Raw genomic sequence first — 23,630 nt, 5'->3', positions numbered from 1 at the left:
CTCAATGCTCGGGGGTTCGTTCGGGTCCAGAAGAACAACCAGGTTACCCACGTTCCGTGATCGCTTGGATACTTGCCACTCTTCCGAGGGACCACGAGGTGTTCAATCGGCCCCCGTAGACTTACCGATCTCATGAGCGCCACACTCGTTGCCAAGAATCTCGCCGCCGGCCACGGCGACCGCGTGCTGTTCTCCGGTCTCGACCTGGTCGTCGCGCCCGGCGAAGTGATCGGTCTCGTCGGGGTCAACGGCGCGGGCAAGTCGACCCTGCTGAAGACCCTCGGCGGCCTCGTCCCGCCGGAAGAGGGCAGCGTCCGGCTGAACCCGCCGACGGCCACCGTCGGTCACCTCCCGCAGGAGCCGGAACGCCGTGAGGGTGAGTCCGTCCGCGCGTTCCTCTCGCGGCGCACCGGCGTGACCGCCGCACAGGCCGCGCTCGACGCCGCAACCGAAGCGCTCACCGCGGGCGAACCCGGCGCGGACGACGCGTACGGTCTGGCGCTCGACCGCTGGCTCGCGCTCGGCGGGGCCGACCTGGACGACCGGGCGGGCGAAGTCGTCGCGGACCTCGGGCTCACCGTGAACCTCGACCAGCCGATGCTGTCGTTGTCGGGCGGGCAGGCGGCCCGCGCGGGCATGGCGTCGCTCCTGCTGAGCCGGTACGACATCTTCCTGCTCGACGAGCCGACCAACGACCTCGACCTCGACGGGCTCGAACGGCTCGAACGGTTCGTGACCGGGCTGCGCGCCGGGACCGTGTTGGTCAGCCACGACCGCGAATTCCTCGCCCGCACCGTGGACCGCGTCGTCGAACTCGACTACGCGCAGCAGCAGGTGCGGACCTACGGCGGCGGCTACGAGTCGTACCTGGAGGAACGTGCCGTCGCGCGACGGCACGCCCGGGAGGAGTACGAGGAGTTCGCGAACACCAAGGCTTCGCTCGAAGCCCGTGGTGCGATGCAGCGTTCGTGGATGGAGAAGGGCGTCAAGAACGCCCGGCGCAAGGCCACCGACAACGACAAGGTCGGCCGCAAGTTCCGGAGCGAGGCGACGGAGAAGCAGGCGTCGAAGGCCCGGCAGACCGACCGCATGATCGAGCGGCTCGAAGTCGTCGAGGAACCGCGCAAGGAATGGGAGCTGCGGATGGAGATCGCCGCCGCGCCCAGGGCGGGCGCGGTCGTGGCGACGCTGCGCGGCGCGGTGGTGCGACGGGGCGAGTTCACCCTCGGCCCGGTGGACCTGCAGATCGACTGGGCGGACAAGGTCGCGATCACCGGGGCCAACGGCGCCGGGAAGTCGACGCTGCTCGCCGCGCTGCTCGGACGCGTCCCGGTCGACGAAGGCGCCGCGTCACTCGGCTCCGGTGTCGTGGTCGGTGAGGTCGACCAGGCGCGGAAGCTGTTCCTCGGCGACCTGCCCCTGGTCGAGGCCTTCGCCCGCGAGGTCCCGGAACTGGCCGACGCCGATGTGCGGACGCTGCTGGCGAAGTACGGGCTCAAGGCCGCGCACGTCCTCCGGTCCGCGGCCACGCTGTCGCCGGGGGAGCGGACGCGGTCCGCGCTGGCGCTGCTGCAGGCGCGCGGGGTGAACCTGCTCGTGCTCGACGAGCCGACGAACCACCTCGACCTGCCCGCGATCGAGCAATTGGAGTCGGCGCTGGCGGAGTATCCGGGGACGCTGCTGCTGGTGACGCACGACCGCCGGATGCTGGACGCGGTGGCGACGACGCGGCGGCTGGAAGTCGCCGACGGCAAGGTCACGGAGCTGTGAGCATTTAGTCCTCTGAATGCGCGGCGCATTCAGAGGACTAAATGCGGCGGGGCTGCGGGCCGGATGACGTCCGGCTGTCGCGGAAGCCACTTTCGCGACGTCTAGTGTCCCGAAAGTGGCTTTCGCGGCATCGGCGCTGGGGCGCAGCTGAGCATTTAGAGGACTAAACGCGTCAGCCCTTGGTGGCGCCGCCGGTCAGGCCCTTCACGAACTGCTTCTGCAACGCCAGGTAGAAGATCAGCACCGGCAGCGTCGCCAGGAACATCAGCGCGAACACGCTGCCGAGATCCGCCTGGTACTGCCCGATCGAGCGGTAGATCCCGGTGGTGACCGTCGTGCCCTGGCCGGGCCCGAGGATGATCAGCGGATCGATGAAGTCGTTCCAGATCCACACCCCCAGGAAGATCAGCACACTCGCCGTTGCCGGGCGCAGCAGCGGGAACACGATCCGCCAGAACACCTGCGTCCGGCTCGCGCCGTCGAGCAGCGCGGCCTCCTCGAGTTCCACCGGCACCCCGCGGATGAACCCGGTGAACACGAAGACACCGAACGGCACGTAGTAGCCGACGTTGAACAGCACCAGACCCTGGATCGTCGCCATCAGCCCGGTCAGCCGCAGCACCTCGGTGACCGGGATCAGGATCACCTGGGGCGGGATCATCAGGCCGGCCAACAGGATCAGTGCGAGCACCTTGGTCCATCGCCGGCCGGAGCGCGCGAGGTAATGCCCGAGCATGGCCGAGAGCACGGTCAGCACGATGATCGACAGCAGCGTGACGAGCACGCTGTTCGCCAGGCTCACCCAGAACAGGCCATCGGGCCGCGTGAGTACGGCGTGGATGTTGGACAGCGTCGGTGGCAGCGGGACCGACGCCGGCTCCTGGGCGATCCGATCGCCGGGTTTGAAGACGTTGACGAGCACGTAGTACAGCGGCACGGCGAAGAGTGCGCTCGCCAGGATCGCCGCGGCAGGCCGAAGCCACTTCGTGGTCACAGGTCCACCTCCCGCCGCCGCAGGAACCGCAGCACGATCGTGGTCAGCACCGCCACGATCACCAGCATCACCACGGCCATCGCGGACGCGTAGCCGACGTGGTTCGCGTCGAGTCCGGTGGCGAGGACACCGAACGCGATGGTGGCCGTCGTCCCCGAACCCGGCCCGCCGTTGGTGACCACCTTGACGTGGTCGTAGGTCTTGAACGCCGAGATCAGCAGCACGACGGTGTTGATCGTCAACGACGGCGCGAGCAGCGGCCACGTCACCGCGCGGAACCGGCGCACCGGTCCGGCGCCGTCGATCTCCGCGGCCTCCAGCAGTTCGGCTGGGACACCCTGCAGGCCCGCGAGATACACGACCACGCAGAAGCCCAGCATCTGCCAGCACACGATCGACGCGACCGAGTAGAGCGCGAGATCCGGATCCGAAAGCCAGCCCGGCGGATGCTCGACGCCGAGGGCGCGGAGCGCGTCGTTGACCGGGCCCCGGTCGTCGAGCAGTTTCGTCCAGATGATGCTGACCACGACCGAGCTGAGGATCACGGGCGTGAAGAACACGCTCCGCAGAGCGTTGTACAGCCGGCCTTTCCGGTCGAGCAGCAACGCGACGCCGAGGCCGAGCACGTTCGGCACGATCACGACGATCACGGTCAGGATCGTGGTGACCCGGAGCGCGGTGAGGAACTGTTCGTCCTGGAACAGCAGCCGGTAGTTCTCGAGCCCGACGAATTCCGCGGGCGGGTTGAACGGATTGTGGTTCGTCAGGCTGTAGCCGAAGCTGATGAGGATCGGCGCCATGACGAAGCAGAGGTAGATGACGACGCCGGGCGCGCCGAACGAGGCGAAATGCCATACGCGCGGCAGGATCGGTTTCCGTCCCATCGTGGTGTCAGCGCGCCTTCGCCCATTCGGTGTCCAGGAACGCGCACGCGTCGGCCACCGTCTTGCGGCCGGTGATGACGTCCTGCGCGGCCTGGTAGACCTTGTCCTTCATCCCCGGCAGGAGTCCGTCGTCCGCGGTTTCCCAGCTGAAGGCGTTCACGACCGCGTTCTTCGCGACGGCTTCCTGATAAAGGTCGTAGCCCGCCTTGAAGACCGGGCCGACGTCGGAGGGCGGCGTGTAGCCCTTGATCGCGGGGAACAGGCCGTCGGCCCGGACCGAGGCGTCGATCTGCTCCTTGTCGAGCTGGAACGCGAGCGCGAACTTCCTTGCCGCGTCGAGGTTCCGCGACTTGGCGTTGACGACGATGCCACCACCGGTGTACGCGGGAACGACGAGTTTTCCGTCTTCGGAAGGGAAGTTGAAGACGCCGATCTCGAACGGCGGCTTCTTGGTGTCGGCGCTGGCGGCGAACCAGTTGCCCATCGGATACATCGCGCCCTCGCCGTTGAGGAAGGCCGCCTCGGTAGCCGAGTAGTCCCGCGAAATCTGGGTCTTGTCGAGGTAGCCCTTGGCCACCAGGTCGGCGAACTTGCCGAACGCCCGCTGGAACGCCGGATCGGTGAACTTGACCTTGTCGGCCCGCCGCTGGGAAAGCCAGTCCGGTGTCGTGCCGTAGACATCGACGCTGACCAGGCCGTCCAGCAGCATCGCGGACGGGAACCCCTCCTTGCCGCCGCCGATGGTGAACGGAGTGATGCCCTTCGTCTTCAGTTTCTCGGACGCGGCGAGGAGTTCGTTCCACGTCTTCGGTGCCGACGTGATCCCGGCGTCGGTGAAGAGCTTTTTGTTGTAGTAGATCGGCGGGATGGTCTGGGTGTTGGCGGGCAGCTGGTGGTGGCCGCCCTTGATCGGGTTGGCCGCGGGGAACTGGAAGTCCTTGAGCTCCTCGGGCGTCCACGCGTAGAGGTTGCCCGATTCGGCGAACCCGGCGGAGTCGACGGCGATCGCGACGTCGGGGAACTGGCCGGACTGCAACAGCTGCTTGGCGTAGCCCGTCCGGTCGGTCGACGGGGCGACCAGCTTCTTCACGCTCAGGCCGGGAGTGCGGTCGGTGACGCGTTTGATCGCGGAGTCCCAATAGGACGGTGGCAGGTTCGGCGTCTCGAATGTGAGGAAGGTGATCTCGTCGCCGGAGGCGTTCGTCCCGCCGCCGACGGTGCATCCGGTGAGGCTCGCGGCGAGGAGTAGCGCGGCTCCCAACGCGAAGGACCTTCTCATGCCCCAGTCACCCTTCTCGCGGCGATGCACGGCGTCTCATATACGACGGCATTCGATCGGATGTCTAGGGGGATGTCAAGCGGCTTCGGAGGCTCGATGGCGCCGAAAATGGGCGATACATCTGATCTATCGTAACCTCGTCAACCGGATCACGACGCTGGCGAAATCTCCCTCCGGCAAACCGGGGAACAGGCCGTGTGCCAGGAGCGAGGCCCCGTGCCACACCTTTCCGGTCTCCTCGTCGCGGTAGCGGGCGGAGGGGTCGAGACCATCGAGCCGGACCGGTCGTTCGTGAGTGTGGAAATGTGCCGCTTGCCGGAACACGAACACCACCGCGCGTCCACCGTCGGCCGCCACGTACTGCAGCGCGGAGACGCCGTCGGTGGCAGGTGGCAAGAGACGGTAGAGCCTGCCGTGCTGCACGATGGGCCGGATCTCCTTGTACAGCGCGATCTGTTCGCGTGCGTGGTCCAGATCCTCCTCGGACCACTTCACGATGTCGCCGCCGATGCCGAGCACCCCCGCCATCGCGACGTGGAACCGGAAGCGCAGCGGTGTGGACCGCCGGGTGACGAAGTTGGGATCGTCGGTGACCCACGCCGACATCGCGCGCGCCGGGTACACCTGGCCGTAGCCGTGCTGTATGACGAGCCGGTCGAGCGCGTCGGTGTTGTCGGAAGTCCAGGCCTGATCCGTCCTGGCCATGATCCCGAGGTCGATCCGGCCGCCACCGCCGCTGCACGCCTCGATCCGCAGCCCGGGATGGCGGGCACGCAGGCGGTCCATGATCGCGTAGACCGAGTGGGTGTGCTCCACCCACAGCCGGTCCGGATCGCTGTCGGCGGGCCAGCCCGCTTCGCTGAACGGGCGGTTCATGTCCCATTTCAGGAAGTCGATCCCGTTCGTGCCGACGAGGGAGTCGAGTGTGCCGAAGGCCCATTCGGCGACGTCCGGGCGCGCGAAGTTGAGCACCAGCTGCCGCCGGAGTTCCGACCGTGTCCGATGTGGATGGTGGAGGACCCAGTCGGGGTGGGCTCGGTGGAGATCACTGTCCGGATTGACCATCTCCGGTTCGACCCAGAGCCCGAACTTCATGCCGAGCTCGTGAACTTCCCGGACGAGGGGTTCGAGACCGCCGGGGAACTTGTCCCGGTTGACCTGCCAGTCGCCCAGGCCAGCGTGGTCGCCGTTGCGGGCACCGAACCAGCCGTCGTCCACCACGAACAACTCCACGCCGAGCGCCGCGGCCTTGTGCGCCAGTGCGCGTTGCCCGGCCTCGGTGACGTCGAAACCCGTTGCCTCCCAGGAGTTGTAGAGCACCGGCCGGAGTTCGCCGGGATGCGGGAGGACGTGGCCGATCGTGTACGCGTGCCAGGCGCGGCTCGCGGCGCCGAATCCGCCGTCGGTGTACAAGCCGGCGAAAACCGGTGTGGTGAGCGTGTCGCCGGGTGCGAGCCGGGGGTCGACGCCGTCTTGGCCGAACCCGCCGGTCACCGTGAGGCGGCCGGTGGACGAGCGGGTGGTGGTGATGCGCCACGAACCGCTCCACGCGAGTACGGCGCTGTAGACCTCGCCGTGCCGCTCGGTCGTCTCGCCGTCGTCGAGCATCACCCACGGATTGGCGTGATGACTCGTGATGCCGCGCCTGCTCCCGAACGTCGTTTCGCCGTGGGGGACAGGTTCGCGGAGCAGCTGGCTCTCGGCTGCCCACCGGCCGGTGACGTGGCTGATCCGGTAGCCCGGCCGGTCCGGCACGACCCAGGTCGCCGAATCGGCCCGGATGACCTCGATCGGGCCGTCCGTGCCGTCGTGGCCGAGTTCGGTCCAGCGCTCGATGACGTCGGTGCCCTCCGGGACGCGGTAGCCGAGCGTGATCCGGAGGGGGTAGTGGCGATCGCGGAAGCGGACGCGCAGCTGTCCGCCGTCGATGTCGTGGCCGAGATAGCGCCATTCGAGGGCCCGGGTCCCGTCGGCGAACCGGACCTGGAGGGCGGGGGTCCAGTACCGGGTGCCGCCGTCGGCGGCGAGTTCGTCGAGTCCCTCGTTGGGGTCGTTGAAGGCGTCCCAGCGTTCCTTCGTGCGGGGGAGGACGTCGGCGAGCTGGCCGGCGGTGAGCGCGGGGCCCCAGTAGGCGTGGGAGGGCGTGTCGTCCTCGGTCAGCCTTAGCGCGTAGCTCGTGGATACCGTGCTGATGAGCCAGGAACGGGTGTTCTCGTCGAAAACGATCTCGGCCACGGGGCCATCCTGGCGCCGGACGGTGGCGGCGGCCAGCTTGCTCCCGCTCGGCGGTACACCGGTGTTTCCTGAGTTGGCCGTCCGATCACGAGAGTCCGCCGGAGTACACGAAGGCCCCCTTCCTGTACATAGGCGCAAAGAAGGGGGCCTTCATGTACTGGGGCAAAGTGTGAAGGGCGAGTTTCTTCGGCTGAGCCGCGGGAAGGGGTCCTTCACGCGCTGTCGCTGTGACTGCTGGTACCTGTGGGGCGCACGTGGTGATCACCGAGTCCGTGAAGGCCTCCTTGCCTACCTTCAGGGTAGGGAAGGAGGCCTTCACGGANTGACGGGGATGTACTTCGACGTCGGGAAGGCGAACGTGTACCTGCTCGACGAAGCGATGCGGTCGTTCACTTCGGCCGCGACCCCGGTGAAGTCCTTGGTGATCACCGAGTCCGTGAAGGCCTCCTTGCCTACCTTCAGGGTAGGGAAGGAGGCCTTCACGGACTCGGCCCGGCAAGCGCGGTGTCGAGAACGAAGCGACCTCAGCCGCCGACCTTCGCGATCGCCACGAAACGCTCAGGCCGCACCCGCACGATCACCTTCCCCGGAGAAGTCGCGTAGGCGAGCCAGCCGTCGATGGCCTCCTGCCCCGCTTCACCGAGGTACCGCCGCGCGATCGACTCCGAACCCGCGCGGACGCCGTCCGGATCCGAGACGATCTCCGCGACCCCCTCGACACTCACGAAGGAGTAAGGCGGAGCCGGGTCGTCGGCGACCACCGAGACGCGCGGATTCTCCTTGAGCGCCTTGCCTTTGACGGAGTCCTCGCCGAGGTTGACCAGGATGTCGTCCCCGTCGAGGGCGAACCAGATCGGGACCGCGTGCGGCCTGCCGTCCGGGCGGACCGTCGCGAAGACGGCGGTGCGGGTGCCTTCGGCGAGAAAGGCGCGGCGCTGGTCGTCGGTCATCTTCTCCGGCATGACGTTCCCTCCAGGTCGAACCGTGGGTACACCCTAGGGCCGCGAGGTGAGATAACCACCCATCGAGCGGAAATAGTCGTTGGCGGCCAGTTCGGTGCCGTCCTCGGTCCGGACCCGCTCGACGACGAGGCCGTGCGACCTGCCCCGGCGCGCCTCCGGACCGGCGACGATCACGACACCTTCACCCTCACGGATGAAGATCCGGCCGGGGGTGCCGCCGTAGTGACCCACCGAAACGGACGAGCGGATCACGCGCAGCTGCTTCCCGCGGTGGTAGGTGAACGCGTTCGGGTACGGGTCGGACTGCGCGCGCACCAGCCGCTCGATCTCCTCGGCGGGCCAGGACCAGTCGATCAGGCTGTCTTCGAGGGCGCGCTTGTGGAAGAAGCTGGCCTTCGACCGGTCCTGCTTGACCGGCGTGTAGTCCCCGCTCGCGATCAGCTCGATGGCCTCGGTCGTGATCGGCGCGATGAGGTCGACCGTCCGGTGGAACAGATCGGTCGTCGTGTCCTTGGGGCCGACCGGCACGGAGCGCTGGAGCACGATGTCGCCCGCGTCGAGGTCGGCGTCCATCATGTGGGCGGTGAGGCCCACCTCCTTCTCGCCGTTGATGAGCGCCCAGATCAGCGGCGAGAAGCCGGCGTAGGCGGGCAGCAGCGAGTCGTGGACGTTCAGCGTGCCGTACCGCGGCATCTCGAAGATCTCGGGCGGCAGCCAGGTGCGCCAGTTGTTGGCGACGATCAGGTCGAGATCGGCTTCCTTCAGCTCCGCCAGCAGTTCCGCGTCGTCGGGGCGCTGCCGAAGCAGTGCGCGGATCCCGTTGGCCTCGGCGAGGTCCGCGACGGAATCGGACCAGATCTTCTCGTAGGCGTGGTCACTCTTCGGGTGGGTGACGACGAGGGCGACATCGTGGCCCGCGTCGATCAACGCCCGCAGGGTGCGGTGTCCCCAGGTCTGGTATCCGAACATGGCGACCCGCATGGGACCGGCCTCCTCCTGGTCGAGGGATGAACATCACCACTGAAAGTACTAGTTGAGCCTCACCTAACTTAGGTTAGGGTTCCCTGGTCTTTGTAGCGAAGTACCGAGATGCGGCTGAGCCGCGCTAGGGGTTCAAGATGGCACGAGCAGTGGTCGGTGAACGGGTTCCGGTCTACGACGTGGTCGGGGTCGGGTTCGGTCCCTCGAACCTCGCGCTCGCCATCGCGGTCACCGAGCACAACGCCGCGCCGGGGGCCGAGACCGTCACCGCCCACTTCCTCGAGCGCCAGGCGCGTTTCGGCTGGCACCGCGGGATGTTGATCGACAACGCGACCATGCAGGTCTCCTTCCTCAAGGACCTGGCGACGATGCGGAACCCGACGAGTTCGTTCAGCTTCCTGTCGTATTTGCACAGCAAGGACCGGTTGGTCGATTTCATCAACCACAAGAACCTGTTCCCGTTGCGGATCGAGTTCCACGACTACTTCGAATGGGCGGCGGAAAAGGTCGACGACCTGGTTTCCTACGGCACCGAAGTGCTCTCCGTCACGCCGGTGTTCGACGGCGACGAGATCGTGTTCTTCGACGTACACGCCCGCACCGACGGCGAACTGGTGAACCTGCGCGCCCGCAATCTGGTGATGGGTACCGGGCTGCGGCCGAATCTCCCCGAAGGTGTGACGCCGGGCACACGGATCTGGCACAACAGCGAACTCCTGCACCGGCTGGAGGGGATGGCCGCCGAGGAACCGAAGCGCTTCGTCGTCGTCGGCGCCGGCCAGAGCGCGGCCGAGGTGAGCGCGCTGCTGCACGACCGCTTCCCGCGGGCCGAGGTGTGCGCGGTGTTCGCGCGGTACGGCTACAGCCCGGCCGACGACAGCGCGTTCGCGAACCGGATCTTCGATCCCGAGGCGGTCGGGCGGTTCTACGAAGCACCGGAAGCGGTCAAGGACCGGTTGATGCGCTACCACGGCGCGACCAACTATTCGGCCGTGGACATCGAACTCATCGACGAGCTGTACCGGCGCGTCTACCGCGAGAAGGTGCAGGGGATCGAGCGGCTGAAGCTCATCAACGTCTCCCGTCCCACCGAGGTCACCGACACCGGCTCCGAAGTGCGGGTCGTCGTCGAAGCGCTGGAGACGGGGGAGCGGACCCGGCTCGACGCCGATTTCGTCGTGTACGCCACCGGGTACAGCCCGGCCGACCCGACACCGATGCTCGGTGAGCTGGCGTCGGCCTGCCTGCGCGACGACGCGGGCAGGCTCCGGGTCGAACGCGACTACCGGATCGTCACCGAGCCGCCGCTGGACGGCGGGATCTACCTCCAGGGCGGCACCGAGCACACGCACGGCATCACGTCGTCGCTGCTGTCCAACACCGCCGTCCGGGTCGGCGAGATCCTTCAGTCCATTGTGGATCGCCGGGCGGCAGGCGCGTCCCGGCCCGAGTACGCGGTGAGCGGGACCGGCCCCGCCTGAGGCGCGGACGATCCCGAAAGCTCTGAACGGTGGAGGCGACCCGATGAACCGCGGCTTTCCCCTGACCCCGGCACAGCAGGGGATCTGGCTCGCGCAGCAGCTCGACCCGGCCGACCCGGTCTACACGATCGGCTGGGTCGCCGAACTTCGCGGCGACGTCGACATCGCCCGGCTGGGTGAAGCCGTCCGGCGGGCGGTCGCGGAGGCGGAATGCCTCCACGTCACGGTCGAGCTGGACGGCGACACGCCGGTCCAGCGTCCGGTCGCCCCCGGTGAGGTCGCGGTCCTCGACTTCACCGGCGAGCCGGATCCGGAGCTGGCCGCGGACGAGTGGGCGCGGGCCGAGCTGGCCGTGGTGATCGACCCTGCCCGAGGGCCGCTCACCGCGCACACGCTGCTCGTCCTCGCCGCGGACCGGGTCCGCTGGTTCCAGCGCTACCACCATCTGGTGATGGACGCGCACGGCCAGGCCGTCCTGACCCGTCGCGCGGCGGCGCACTATTCGGGTACCGCCGAGGAGGTCTCCTGGCCGCTCTCCGGGCTGGCCGAGGCTGACTACGACGCGAAAGCCGATCGCGACCACTGGCTCGGTGAACTCGCGGGCAGGCCGAATCCGGTGCGGCTGCTCGGCCGCGCGTCGTCCGGCCGGATCCGGCTCCGGCGGCATTCGTGGGAGCTGCCCGCGGCGAACGCCGGTCGCCTGCGGAAGTTCGCGCTCGACGCGGGAACGAGGCTGTCCCGTGTCGCGATAGCCGCGGTGGCGGCGTACGCCCATCGGGTGACCGGCGCCGAAGACCTCGTCCTCGGCCTGCCGGTCACCGCACGGACCACCCGCGCCCTGCGTGAGCAGCCCGGCATGGTCTCCAACGTCCTGCCCTTGAGGCTCACGGTGCGCCCGGAGACGACGTCGGCGCAGCTCGTCGCCCAGGTCGCGGAGAAGGTCTCCGCGCTGCTGGAGCACAGCCGGTACCGCGGGGAGGACCTCGCGCGCGAGCTCGGTGCGAGCGGCGGGGTGCACGAACTCGTCGGGCTGAGCGTGAACTACATGGCCGTGGACGGCGAACTCGCGTTCGGCGACGCGAGCGCGACGGTGCACAACCTCGAACTCGGGCCGATCAGCGACGTGGCCATCGCCGTGTACGACGCCGGTGAGGGCCGCGGGCTTCGCTTCGACTTCGACGCCGACCAGGCCGTGTCCTCCGACGACGAACTCGCCGATCACCGCCGCCGGTTCGCCGCGGTGCTGGACGCTCTCGTCGCGGGACCGGACTTGCCGCTGGCCGCGATCGACTTGCTCTCCGCCGCGGAACGCGACCGGGTCCTGGCGCTCGGGACGGCGGTCGCGGAGTCGCCGGAGGTGTCCTGGCCCGAGGCGTTCGCCCGGGTCGTGGCGCGGAAACCGGACGCGGAGGCGGTCGTCTGCGAGGACGTCCGGATGACCTACGCCGAGGTCGACGCCGCCGCCAACCGGCTCGCCCGCCTGCTGCGGCGGCGCGGTGTCGCTGACGAGGACGTCGTCGGCGTGGCGATGCCGCGGTCGGCCGATCTCATCGTCGCGCTGCTCGGCGTGATGAAAGCCGGAGCCGCGTACCTCCCGCTCGACCTCGACCATCCCGAGGATCGCCTCGCCTACATGCTTTCGCACGCGGGCGTGGAACTCGTGTTGTCCACTGTGGAGGAATCCGCGCAGCTTCCGTCCGGAGTGGACGTCGAGCGGATCCTGCTCGACGATCCCGAGACCGTCCAAGAGCTCGCGGCGCTCGACTCGTCCACAGTGGACGTCAGCGGGATCGCGCTGAGCCAGGCCGCGTATGTCATCTACACCTCGGGTTCGACGGGCAAGCCGAAGGGCGTGGTCCTTTCCCACGACGGGATCGGCAGCCTGATCAGCACGGCGACCGAACGGATCGGCATCGGCGAGGACAGCCGGGTGGTGCAGTTCGCGTCCACCGGTTTCGACGTGACGGTCTGGGATCTGGTCATGTCGCTGTGCGTCGGCGGGACGCTGATCGTGGTCCCGTCGCATCGCCGCGTCGCGGGCGTCGAACTGACCGGCTACATCGCGGACAACGCTGCGACGCACATGATCCTGCCGCCGTCGCTGGTCGCGGCACTGCCCTCGGACTGCGAACTGCCGAAGGGCGCGGTGCTGATCGTCGGCACCGAGACCGTGCCGCCGGAACTGATCGCGCGCTGGGCCGAAGACCTGCGGGTCGTCGCCGCATACGGGCTGACCGAGGCGACGGTGAACTCCACGCTGTGGGCGGCCCAGCCCGGCTGGACCGGGCCGATCCCGATCGGCGTCCCGGATCCGAACACCCGCTGCTATGTCCTCGACACGGCGCTGCGGCCGGTCCCGGTCGGCGTCGAGGGCGAACTGTACGTCGGCGGGCGTGGTCTCGCGCGGGGCTACGCGGGCCGTCCGGGACTGTCGGCCGAACGCTTCGTCGCCGACCCGTTCGCCGGCGGCGGCGCGCGGATGTACCGCACCGGCGACCGGGTCCGCTGGCGAGCGGACGGGAATCTGGACTTCCTCGGCCGCACCGATCACCAGGTCAAGATCCGCGGGTTCCGGATCGAACCCGGGGAGGTCGAGTCCGCGCTCGCCACGTTCACCGGGGTTGAACGGATCGCCGTCGTGCCCCGCGAGGTCAAGCCGGGCGACCGGCGGCTGGTGGCGTACGTCGTCCCGGCCCCGGACGGATCGCCGACGCTGCTCAAGGATCTGCGAGCCCACGCCGAATCGGCGCTGCCGCACTACATGGTGCCGTCGGCGTTCGTGGACCTCGACCGGCTGCCGATCATGCCGAACGGCAAACTCGACCGCAGCGCCTTGCCCCTGCCGGATTTCGGCGCCGCCGCCACCGGGCGCGCGCCGCGTACCGAGCGGGAACGGATCCTGTGCGACGTCGCCGCGCGAGTCCTGGGTCTGGCTTCGTTCGGTGCCGACGACGACTTCTTCTCGCTCGGCGGTGACAGCATCCTGTCCATCCGCCTGGTTCTGGGCGCGGCGGAACATGGTCTCGCCATCACCCCGCGTCAGGTGTTCCAGCACCGGACTCCCGAGGCGCTCGCCGCCTGCGCGGAAGCCGTCGCCGTCGAGTCCACTGTGGACGAGCGACCGCTGCTGGAGCTGACCGACACGGAGCGCGCGTCACTCGCCGAGTACGCCGACGTCCTACCTGTGACGCCGTTGCAGGAAGGGTTCTTCTTCCACGCGGAGTTCGAAGGCGGCCAGGCCGCGGACATCTACACGGTCCAGGAGGTGCTGGACCTCGAAGGTGACGTCGACGCCGCCGCGTTGCGCCGGTCGGCACAGGCCTTGCTGGAACGGTATTCGTCGCTGCGGTCCGGTTTCCGGCAGCTCGACGGCGGCCGGGTCGTCCAGACGGTGACCCGGCACGCCGAACTGCCGTGGCGCGAGGTGGCCGCCGAGGACGCCGCGGAGGCCTTCGAAGCCGATCGCGCGCGCCGGTTCGACTTCGCCCGGCCGCCGTTGCTGCGGGCCACCTTCACCCGGCTCGACGAGCGTCACGCCAAGCTGGCGCTGACGTTCCACCACATCATCGCCGACGGCTGGTCCGTCGTGGTGCTGCTTCGCGAACTGCTGGCAGGTTACGAAGGAGCGGACGCGCTCCCGGAGCAGGACACCCGCGCCGACCACCTGCGGAGGCTCGCGTCCCGTGATCACGAGGCTTCGCGCGAGGCCTGGCGCGCGGCACTGTCCGGAGTGGAGGAACCCACCCGATTGGTCGATGGCGGGGCCGGAGCGGCGAGACAGCCGTCGCGGCTGCACCTGAACCTCGGCGAGCAGGCGACGAAGGCGTTGTCGGACATGGCTCGCGCGCACGGGCTCACCCTCGGGGCCGTGCTGCACGGCGCGTGGGGTCTCCTGCTCGGCGGGCTCACCGGCCGTGACGACGTGCTGTTCGGCAGCACGGTTTCCGGTCGTGACAGCGGTGCCGCCGGTATCGAATCGGCGGTCGGCCTCTACATCAACACGGTGCCGGTGCGGCTGCGCTGGTCGGGATCCGAGACCGTCGCCGCCGTGCTGCGGCGGTTGCGGGACGAGCAGGCGGCGTTGCTGGATCACCAGCATCTCGGCCTCGGCGAACTGCAGCGTATCGCCGGTGCGGCGCAGGAAGAACTGTTCGACACCCTCGTGGTCGTCGAGAACTTCCCGCGTGACGACGAACGCGCGTCCGGAACCGTCCGCCTCACCGGCGTCGAGGTCACCGACGCGGTGCACTTCCCGGTCGCGCTGATCGTGACCCCGGGTGAAGACCTGGAGTTCAGCCTCAAGTTCGACGCCGCGCGGATCGACGCGGTCGCGGCAGGTCAGCTCGCCGAGCGGTTCGCGCGCCTGCTGCAGACGCTGACCGCGAACCCCGAACTGCCGGTCGCCGCCCTCGACCTGCTGTCGCCCGCCGAACGCGGCCGCCTGGCCGAGCTCAACGCGACCTCGCATCCGGTGCCCGAGCGGACACTGGCCGAGGCCTTCGCCGAGCAGGTCGCCAAGACGCCGGCCGCGACGGCGGTGATCTTCAGGAACACCGAACTGTCCTATGCGGACCTCGATGCCCGCGCCGAGAACCTGGCTCGCAGGCTGCGTGCCCTGGGCGCCGGTCCCGAAGAGGTCGTCGCCGTCGCCGTGCCGAGGTCGGCCGAGCTGATGGTCGCGCTGCTGGGTGTCCTCAAGGCGGGGGCCGCCTACCTGCCGATCGACCTCGACTACCCGGCCGACCGGCTCGAGTACATGCTCGCCGATTCCGGCGCGCGTTTCGTGCTCTCCGAACCCGGGACGGCCGAGCGGATCCCGGTCGTCGCCGGGCTCACGCGGGTCCCCGTCACCGGCGAACCCGTCGACGACGTCCCGGGGGCGGCCGCCGGACCGGACAACACCGCCTACCTGATCTACACCTCCGGATCGACCGGACGGCCGAAGGGCGTGGCCGTCACGCATCGCGCGATCGTCAACCGGCTCGCGTGGATGCAGCACGAATACCGGCTCACGGCCGATGACCGCGTGCTGCAGAAGACCCCGTCGAGTTTCGACGTGTCGGTGTGGGAGTTCTTCTGGGCGCTGTGCGAAGGCGCCGCGGTGGTCCTGGCCGAACCGGACGGTCACCGCGACCCCGCGTATCTCGCCCGGGTGATCCGGGAACGGCGGATCACCACCCTGCACTTCGTCCCGTCCATGCTCGCCGCGTTCCTCGGCAGCGACGAGGTCACCGGCGAGCTCGGGTCGTTGCGCCGGGTCTTCTCCAGCGGCGAGGCGCTGACCGGCGAGATCGCCGCGCGGTGGCGTTCGCTCACCGGCGTCCCGCTGCACAACCTCTACGGCCCCACCGAGGCGGCCGTCGACGTCACCTTCTTCGCCGGCACAGGCACCGAGGGCGCCACCGTGCCCATCGGCCGCCCCGTGTGGAACACGCGGGTGCACGTCCTCGACGGCTGTCTCCGTCCGGTGCCCGACGGCGTGGCGGGCGAGCTGTATCTCGCCGGCGTCCAGCTGGCCCGCGGCTACCACGGGCGGCCCGGCCTGACCGCCGAACGTTTCGTCGCCGACCCGTTCGGCGAACCCGGGCAGCGGCTGTACCGGACCGGTGACCTGGTGCGGCGCCGCGCAGACGGAGAGATCGAGTACCTCGGCCGCACCGACCGGCAGGTGAAGATCCGCGGCAACCGGATCGAACTCGGCGAGATCGAAGCGGTCCTCGTCGCGTTGCCGGAGGTCACGGCCGCCACGGTCGTCGCGAAGGACGGCGCGCTCGTCGGTTACGTCGTCGGCGATGCGGACCCGGAGCGGCTGCGTGCCGCCGTCAGTGAAGCGCTGCCGTCGCCGATGGTCCCGCAGGCCTTCGTCGTGCTCGACGAGTTCCCCTTGACCCCCAGCGGAAAGCTCGACGTCCGCGCTTTGCCCGCGCCCGAGGCCGTCAGGCCCGCGGCCGCGACCGGGAACGACCGGGAACGGACCCTCGCGCGGATTTTCGCGGACGTCCTCGGCCTGGACTCCGTCGGTGCCGACGGCGACTTCTTCCTGCTGGGCGGCGACAGCATCTCGTCGATCGCCGTGTCGAGCCGCGCCCGGCGGGCCGGGTTCGAGCTGAGCCCCAAGGACGTCTTCGAGCTCCGGACCCCGGCCGCGCTCGCCGCCTCCGGCGCACCTTCCGAGCCGGCCGTCGCCGACGGTGTCGGCGCCTTGCCTCTCCTTCCCGAGGTGCTCAGACTGCGGGAACTCGGCGACGCGATCCAGCCGGAGTCCGTGCTGCTGAACGCGCCCGCCGGGGCCGACGTCGAGACACTCGCCGCCGCCCTGCAACTCGTGCTCGACCACCACGACGGCCTGCGGCTCGAACTGTCGCGGGTCGCCTCGGTGCTGTGGTCGCTCGAAATTCGTCCACAAGGGACGGTGCAGGCGGCGGATCTGCTTCGGCACGCGACCGGTTCTCTGGAGGACGAGTACCGGGACGCCGTGGCGAGGCTTGCGGACACCCTGCTGCAGGCCGTCTGGTTCGACGAGCCGGGCAGGTTGCTCCTGGTCGCGCATCCGGTCCTGCTGGACGCGCGGAGCTGGACGAAGCTGGCGGCCGACCTCGCGATCGCCTGGCAGGCCGTGACCGAAGGGCGCCCGCCGGTGTTCACCCCGGCGCGGACGTCGCTGCGGGCGATCGCCCGCCGGATCACCGACGAAGCGCAGGATCCCGCGCTGCTCGGCGAGATCGAGCACTGGGCCGAGACCTTGGCGCCCGGCTCCGCCGAGATTCCCGGCGACGGCGCCGAACGTCGGGTCGCTCTGTCCATTGAGGACACCCGGACGCTGGTCGGCGCACTCCCGGCGGCCGTGCACGGCGACGTGACCGACGTCCTCCTGACGGCGCTGAAAATCGCCGTCGGCGGCGACCTCCTCGTCGATCTCCACGGCAGGGTGGACACCTCTGACACGGTCGGCGCGCTGACGTCGGTCCGCCCGGTGCGGATCACCGCCACCGGCGAACCGCTCGCGATGCTCAAGGCCGTCAAGGAGACCGTCCGCAAGACGCCCCAGGGCTACGGTCCGCTGCGGTACCTCAACGTCCAGACCGGCCCGCTGCTCGCCGGGCTCCCGAAGCCGCGGATCGCGCTGCGCTACGACGGCCGGATCCCGGCCGGGCCGGGGGAGTGGCAGGTCGCCGGGCACACGGCCGTGCCGCCGTCCGGAGACCACGACCTCCGCATCGGGGTCGCCTGCCAGGAGACCCCGGAGGGGCCGAGGCTGACGGCGACATTCGCGGGGACCGGCGCCGCGCTCGCCGAACGCTGGGCCGCCGCCCTGGTCGATCTCGCGGCGGTGGACACGGACGCGCCGGTGGGCCTGACGCCGTCCGACCTCGAACTCGTGTCGCTGACGCAGGAGGAGATCGCTCGCGTCGAGCGGGTCAGCCCGGTGCCGGTCGCCGACGTCTGGCCGCTGTCGCCACTGCAGGAAGGCCTGTTCTTCCACTCCAGCTACAACTCCGACCGGGTCGACATCTACACGATCCAGGAGGCCATCGACTTCGATCACCGCTTGGACGCCGCCCGGCTGCGGGCGGCGGTCTCCGCGTTGCTCCGGCGGGTTCCGAGTCTCGGTGCCGGGTTCACCAGCGAGGGGCTGCGCGGGCCGGTGCAGTTCGTGGCGGCCGAGGTCGAACCCCCAGTGTCCGAAGTGGACCTTTCGGCGCTGCCCGAAGACGAACAGCGGGAACGCCTTGACGCCTTGATGGCCGAGGACCGCGCGACCCGGTTCGACCTCGGTGCCCCGCCGCTGTTCCGGCTGAAGCTGGTGCGGCTCGGTGACGGACGCGACCGTGTCGTCTTGAACCGGCATCTGCTGCTCTGGGACGGCTGGTCCGCCTGGCTTTTCATCGAGCAGCTGTTCGCGCTGTACGACCTCGGCGGCGACGACCGCGCCCTCCCCGCCGCCGGGTCCTATGTGGACTTCCTGCGCTGGCTGGACCGGCAGGACATCGAGGCGGCCACGAACGCGTGGCGCGAGGCGCTGTCGGGTCTCGCGGAGCCGACGGTCATCGGACCGGAAGGCCGGGACCTGGTGCCGGCGACCCCGGTCAACCTGGACGCCGTGCTCCCGCCGGAGCTGGGACGTGGGTTGCGTGAGCAGGCCAGAAGGCACGGCCTGACCGTCAACTCCGTGCTCAACGCGGCCTGGGGCCTGGTCCTTTCGACCATGACGGCGCGCACCGACGTCGTGTTCGGCGCCGCGGTCGCGGGCAGGCCCGCCGCCGTACCCGAGATCGAGAACACCATCGGCCTGTTCCTGAACACCGTGCCAACCAGGGTGCGGCTCGACGCGGCCGAATCCGTCCTGGACCTCGTGCGGCGCTTGCAGTCCGAGCGCATGGACCTGACACCGTACGAGTTCATGAGCCTCGGTGTCCTGCAACGGGAAGCCGGACACCGCGTCCTGTTCGACACGCTCTTCGTGCTGCGCAACGCAGACGGCGACGAACGGCGCGACGGCCTGCGCCACCGGCACGGCATCACCGGCCTGCTGAACATCGACGCCACGCACTACCCGTTGACGCTGGTGGTCACGCCGGGCGAGGAGATCCGGATCACGGTGTCCTACCGGGACGACGTGATCGACGCCGCCGAGGCCGCGTCGGTGCTGGACCGCTTCACGTCACTGGTCGCGCAGATCGTCGACGACCCGGCGAAACCGGTCGCCGCGCTGACGACGGTGTCCGCCGAGGATCGTGCCGCACTGGAGGCGGGCTGGGCCGAGGCCGAGCATCCCGTGGTCGAGGACACGATCGCGGACCTGCTGGCCGTCCAGGCCGAGCGGACCCCGGACGCGACCGCGTTGGTGTTCGGCGAGGAGCAGCTGACCTACGCCGAACTCGACGCGCGCATCAACCGGATGGCCCGCCTGCTGCTGGCGAAGGGCGCCGCGCCGGAACAGGTGATCGCGCTCGGGCTGCCGCGGTCGATCGACATGGTCGTCGCGCTGTTCGCCGTGCTGCGGACCGGCGCGGCGTACCTGCCGCTGGAACTCGACTACCCGGTCGACCGGCTCACGGTGATGCTGGAGGACGCCAGGCCGCTGTGCCTGGTGTCCACAAAGGACGTTTCGGCGACGATTCCCGGCACCACGCCGCGGATCCTCGTCGACGACCACGAGGACAGGGCGTTCGGCGACGGCCCGATCTCCGACGCCGAACGCCCGCTGTTCGCGCGCGGCCGCGCGGACCGCATGGAGCACCCGGCGTACGTCATCTACACGTCGGGCTCGACCGGCAAGCCCAAGGGCGTGGTCACGCCGTACCGCGGCCTGACGAACATGCAGCTCAACCACCAGGGCGCCATCTTCGCCCCGGCCATCGCGTCGGCGGGCGGACGGCGGCTGCGGATCGCCCACACCGTGTCGTTCGCCTTCGACATGTCGTGGGAAGAGCTGCTGTGGCTCGTGGAAGGGCACGAGGTCCACGTCTGCGACGAGGAACTGCGGCGGGACGCGCGGGCGCTCGTGGCGCACTGCGACGAGCACGAGGTCGACGTCGTCAACGTGACGCCGACGTATGCGCACCTGCTCATCGAGGAGGGGCTGCTGGCCGGGCACCGGCCCGCGCTGGTCCTGCTCGGCGGCGAAGCGGTGTCCGAGTCGGTGTGGAACCGGCTGCGGGACACCGACGGGACGTACGGCTACAACCTGTACGGCCCCACCGAATACACGATCAACACGCTCGGCGGCGGCACGACCGACAGCGACACCCCGACCGTCGGCAAGCCGATCTGGAACACGCGGGCCTACATCGTCGACGCGTGGCTCCGGCCGGTCCGCGACGGTGTCGCGGGTGAGCTCTACATCGCGGGCGAGGGCCTGGCCCGCGGCTACCTCGGCCGTCCCGGTCTGACCGCCGAACGGTTCGTCGCCGACCCGTTCGTCCCCGGTGGCGGGCGGATGTACCGCACCGGCGACCTGGTGCGCCGCCGCCCGGACGGGAATCTCGACTTCCTCGGCCGTACCGACGACCAGGTCAAGATCCGGGGCTACCGCGTCGAACTCGGCGAGATCGAGACCGCGCTGAGCCGGTACCCGGAGGTCGCGCAGGCCGCCGTCATCGCGCGGCCGGACCCGTCGGCGCCCGGTCTGCAACGGCTCATCGGGTACGTCGTCCCGGCCGAGCTGAGCGGGGACGCGCGCGCGGAGGCCGAAGCCGACCAGGTCGGGGAATGGCAGCAGATCTACTCCGACGAGTACACCGAGATCCCGACGGCGTTGTTCACCGAGGACTTCGCGGGCTGGGACTCCAGCTACGACGGCGAACCGATCCCGCTGGAGCACATGCGGGAATGGCGGCGGGCGACCGTCGACCGCATCGCCGAGCTGAAGCCGGAACGGGTGCTGGAGATCGGCGTCGGCACCGGTCTGCTCATGGGGCAGATCGCGCCGCTGGTCCAGGAGTACTGGGGCACCGACCTCGCCGCGCCGGTGATCGCGAAGCTGAACCGCGAGCTGGAACAGGATCCCGCGCTCGCGGCCAAGGTGAATCTGCGCGCCCAGCCGGCGCACGTGTTCGACGGCCTGCCCGCCGGCCGGTTCGACACGATCGTGATCAACTCCGTCATCCAGTACTTCCCGAGCGTCGACTACCTGACCGACGTGATCACGAAGGCGATCGGGCTGCTCGCTCCCGGCGGCGCGCTGTTCGTCGGCGACGTCCGCAACCTGCGGCTCGCCCGCGCCTTCCACACCGCGATCCAGCTCACCCGCGCCGACGCGACCTCCGACGTCGCCCAGGTGCGGCGCGCGATCGAACGCGGTGCCGCGCTGGAGAAGGAACTGCTGATCGACCCGGACTACTTCACCGCGCTCGCGGGGCGGATGCCGGACGTCGCCGCGCAGGTCCGGATCAAACGGGCCCGGCTGCACAACGAGCTGAGCCGGTACCGCTACGACGCGGTGCTCGTCAAGGAACCCGCCGAGACGGTGTCGGTCGCTCAGGCGCCAGGCCTGTCATGGGATGAAGTGGGTTCCCTGGCCGCACTGGAGAAGCGTCTTCCCGGCGTGGAAACGCTGCGGGTGAGCCGGATCCCGGACGCCCGGCAGGCTCCGGAGGTCGAGGCGACGCGTGCGCTGGACGCCGGCGCGCCGCTGATCGACGTCCTCGCGTTGTTCCGTGCCTCTCGTGGTGTGGAGCCCGAGGACGTGCACGAACTCGGCGACCGGCTCGGCTTCCGGGTGTACTGCACCTGGTCGGCCGATGGCGCGTTCGAGGCCGTTTTCGTCCACAAGGGACAGGCAGAAGCGCTGGTCACCGGCGTGCATCAGCCGATCTCGCTCGGCACGAACCTGGCCAAGTACGCCACGAGCCCGACGGCGGCCCGTGGCGGCGGTGAACTGGTGCAGCGCCTGCGGGACAGGCTCAAGACGGAGCTGCCGGACTACATGGTCCCGGCCGCCTTCGTCACGCTGGGCGCCCTGCCCCTGACCGACAACGGCAAGCTCAACACCCGGGCGCTCCCGGACGCCGAGCAGACGGTGCGGCTCGCCGAAAGCCGCCCGGCCGAGACCGACGAGGAGGAGACGCTGTGCGCGCTCTTCGGCGAGGTCCTCGGTGTGGAAGGGGTCGGCGTCGAGGACAACTTCTTCGATCTCGGCGGCCATTCCCTGCTCGCCACCCGGCTCATCAGCCGGGCCAGGACCGAACTCGGCGCCGAACTGGCCATCCGTGACCTGTTCGAGGCACCGACGGTGGCCGAGCTGGCCGCTCGTGCGGGCGGCGGCGAACCGGCGCGGCCCGCGGTGGTCCGTGCCGAACGCCCCGGACGGATCCCGCTTTCGGCGGCCCAGCGCAGCCTTTGGCTCGTGAACCGGATGGAGGCGAACGCGGTCGCGTACAACTTCCCGCTGACCTTCCGGTTGCACGGTGACCTGGACCTCGAAGCCCTGCGCGCGGCGCTCGGCGACGTGATCGGCAGGCACGAGGTCCTGCGGACCGTCCTCGCCGAGCATGACGGGGAGCCCTATCAGCGCGTTCTCGACGCGCCGGAGATCCCGTTCGCCGCCGAAGAATGTGACGAGGACGGCCTGGCCGCGCGGATCGCCGAACTCTCGCGGACGCCGTTCGACCTGGCGACGGAAATTCCGGTCCGGCTGCGGGTGCTGCGACTCGGCGACGGTGACCAGGTGATCTCGCTGGTCCTGCACCACAGCGCGACCGACGAATGGTCGGACCGGCCGTTCCTGGACGACCTGACCTCGGCCTATCGAGCCCGGCAGGCGGGTGAGGCTCCCGTGTGGACGGACCTCCCGGTGCAGTACGCCGACTTCGCTTTGTGGCAGAGGGACTTCCTCGACCAGCGCGGAGCCGCTCAGGTCGCTTTCTGGGCCGAATCCCTGCGCGGGGCGCCGGACGAGCTGACCTTGCCGCTGGACCGCGCCCGTCCGCCGCAGCCGACGGGCAAGGGAGGAAAGGTCAAGTCCCCGCTGTCGGAGGAACTGTCGGCCGCTGTACGCGACCTGGCGGCGAAGGCGGGTGCGAGCCCGTTCATGGTGCTTCAGGCGGCGGTGGCCGCCTTGCTGCACCGGACCGGCGCCGGGGACGACATCCCGCTGGGTGTCCCGATCGCCGGACGCACCGACGCGGCGCTCGACGACCTCGTCGGGTTCTTCGTGAACACGCTGGTGCTGCGGACCGATCTGTCCGGCGGGCCGACGTTCGCCGCCCTGCTCGACCGGGTGCGTGAGGCCGACCTCGCCGCGTTCTCGCACGGCGATCTGCCGTTCGAGCGCGTGGTCGAGGAGCTGAACCCGCCGCGGGTGCCGGGACGCAACCCGCTCTTCCAGGTGATGGTGGGCTACCACCGGCAGAGCGACGCGCGCGACGTGCTCGGGCTGCCCGCCGAGTGGTTCGAGATGGACACCGGCATGGCGAAGTTCGACCTGCACTTCACGATGGTCGACGACGGCACCACCGCCACGCTGATGCTGGAGTACGCGGAGGATCTCGCCGACGAGACGACGGCCGAGCGTCTGCTGACCCGCCTGACGTCGCTGCTGGA

8 protein-coding genes and 3 pseudogenes are annotated in these 23,630 nt (G+C 69.7%); 5 read left to right on the top strand and 6 right to left on the bottom strand.

From position 1 onward, the window contains the following. Positions 1-132: 132 nt before the first annotated feature. A complete protein-coding gene (locus tag ACXIZN_RS13985; RefSeq protein ID WP_457954842.1) occupies positions 133-1,770 on the top strand; it encodes an ABC-F family ATP-binding cassette domain-containing protein in 1,638 nt (545 codons plus the stop codon). 172 nt (positions 1,771-1,942) lie between these two features. Here the strand turns inward: ACXIZN_RS13985 and ACXIZN_RS13980 are convergent, their stop codons facing one another. The 6 genes from ACXIZN_RS13980 to ACXIZN_RS13955 form a co-directional block, all read right to left on the bottom strand. After that, entirely contained in the window at positions 1,943-2,764 is an 822-nt protein-coding gene (locus ACXIZN_RS13980; protein WP_457954841.1) for a carbohydrate ABC transporter permease, read from the bottom strand. Further along, positions 2,761-3,648 carry a carbohydrate ABC transporter permease gene (locus ACXIZN_RS13975; RefSeq protein ID WP_457954840.1) on the bottom strand — a complete coding sequence of 296 codons (888 nt, stop codon included), beginning with the start codon at positions 3,646-3,648 and terminating at the stop codon, positions 2,761-2,763. The genes ACXIZN_RS13980 and ACXIZN_RS13975 overlap by 4 nt, the downstream gene beginning before the upstream one ends. Before the next feature lie 7 nt (positions 3,649-3,655). Next, complete coding sequence (locus ACXIZN_RS13970) at positions 3,656-4,927, bottom strand: extracellular solute-binding protein (protein ID WP_457954838.1); 1,272 nt, start codon at positions 4,925-4,927, stop codon at positions 3,656-3,658. 126 nt (positions 4,928-5,053) lie between these two features. Next, positions 5,054-7,162: an alpha-galactosidase gene (locus ACXIZN_RS13965; RefSeq protein WP_457954837.1), complete on the bottom strand. Its 2,109-nt coding sequence runs from the start codon at positions 7,160-7,162 to the stop codon at positions 5,054-5,056. 524 nt (positions 7,163-7,686) lie between these two features. Continuing rightward, the gene (locus ACXIZN_RS13960) at positions 7,687-8,124 is read right to left on the bottom strand and encodes a PPOX class F420-dependent oxidoreductase (protein WP_457954835.1); all 438 of its coding nucleotides are present in this window, start codon (positions 8,122-8,124) and stop codon (positions 7,687-7,689) included. 33 nt (positions 8,125-8,157) lie between these two features. Next, complete coding sequence (locus ACXIZN_RS13955) at positions 8,158-9,105, bottom strand: methionyl-tRNA formyltransferase (RefSeq protein WP_457954833.1); 948 nt, start codon at positions 9,103-9,105, stop codon at positions 8,158-8,160. 137 nt (positions 9,106-9,242) lie between these two features. On the opposite strand from ACXIZN_RS13955, the gene ACXIZN_RS13950 reads away from it, so the two are divergent. From ACXIZN_RS13950 to ACXIZN_RS13935, 4 genes and pseudogenes are all read left to right on the top strand, one after another. Continuing rightward, entirely contained in the window at positions 9,243-10,586 is a 1,344-nt protein-coding gene (locus tag ACXIZN_RS13950) for a lysine N(6)-hydroxylase/L-ornithine N(5)-oxygenase family protein (RefSeq protein ID WP_457954831.1), read from the top strand. Positions 10,587-10,629: 43 nt separating this feature from the next. Next, positions 10,630-11,841 (top strand): annotated as a pseudogene (locus ACXIZN_RS13945) (condensation domain-containing protein); the annotation flags it as partial. Positions 11,842-12,021: 180 nt separating this feature from the next. Then, positions 12,022-16,446 (top strand): annotated as a pseudogene (locus ACXIZN_RS13940) (amino acid adenylation domain-containing protein); the annotation flags it as partial. After that, positions 16,432-23,619, top strand: a pseudogene (locus ACXIZN_RS13935) (amino acid adenylation domain-containing protein); the annotation flags it as partial. The pseudogenes ACXIZN_RS13940 and ACXIZN_RS13935, both read left to right, overlap by 15 nt. Positions 23,620-23,630 lie beyond the last annotated feature (11 nt).

The organism is Amycolatopsis sp. TRM77291 (assembly GCF_054166285.1).
Note: the sequence above shows the minus strand (reverse complement) of the source record. Positions and strands in the feature narration are given on the sequence as shown.

What these genes read in the sequence shown, in the direction of transcription:
- ACXIZN_RS13985 (WP_457954842.1), top strand. Translation starts at nt 133, where the DNA reads ATGAGCGCCACACTCGTTGCCAAGAATCTCGCCGCCGGCCACGGCGAC.
- ACXIZN_RS13950 (WP_457954831.1), top strand. Translation starts at nt 9,243, where the DNA reads ATGGCACGAGCAGTGGTCGGTGAACGGGTTCCGGTCTACGACGTGGTC.
- ACXIZN_RS13960 (WP_457954835.1), bottom strand. Translation starts at nt 8,124, where the DNA reads ATGCCGGAGAAGATGACCGACGACCAGCGCCGCGCCTTTCTCGCCGAA.
- ACXIZN_RS13975 (WP_457954840.1), bottom strand. Translation starts at nt 3,648, where the DNA reads ATGGGACGGAAACCGATCCTGCCGCGCGTATGGCATTTCGCCTCGTTC.
- ACXIZN_RS13955 (WP_457954833.1), bottom strand. Translation starts at nt 9,105, where the DNA reads ATGCGGGTCGCCATGTTCGGATACCAGACCTGGGGACACCGCACCCTG.
- ACXIZN_RS13970 (WP_457954838.1), bottom strand. Translation starts at nt 4,927, where the DNA reads ATGAGAAGGTCCTTCGCGTTGGGAGCCGCGCTACTCCTCGCCGCGAGC.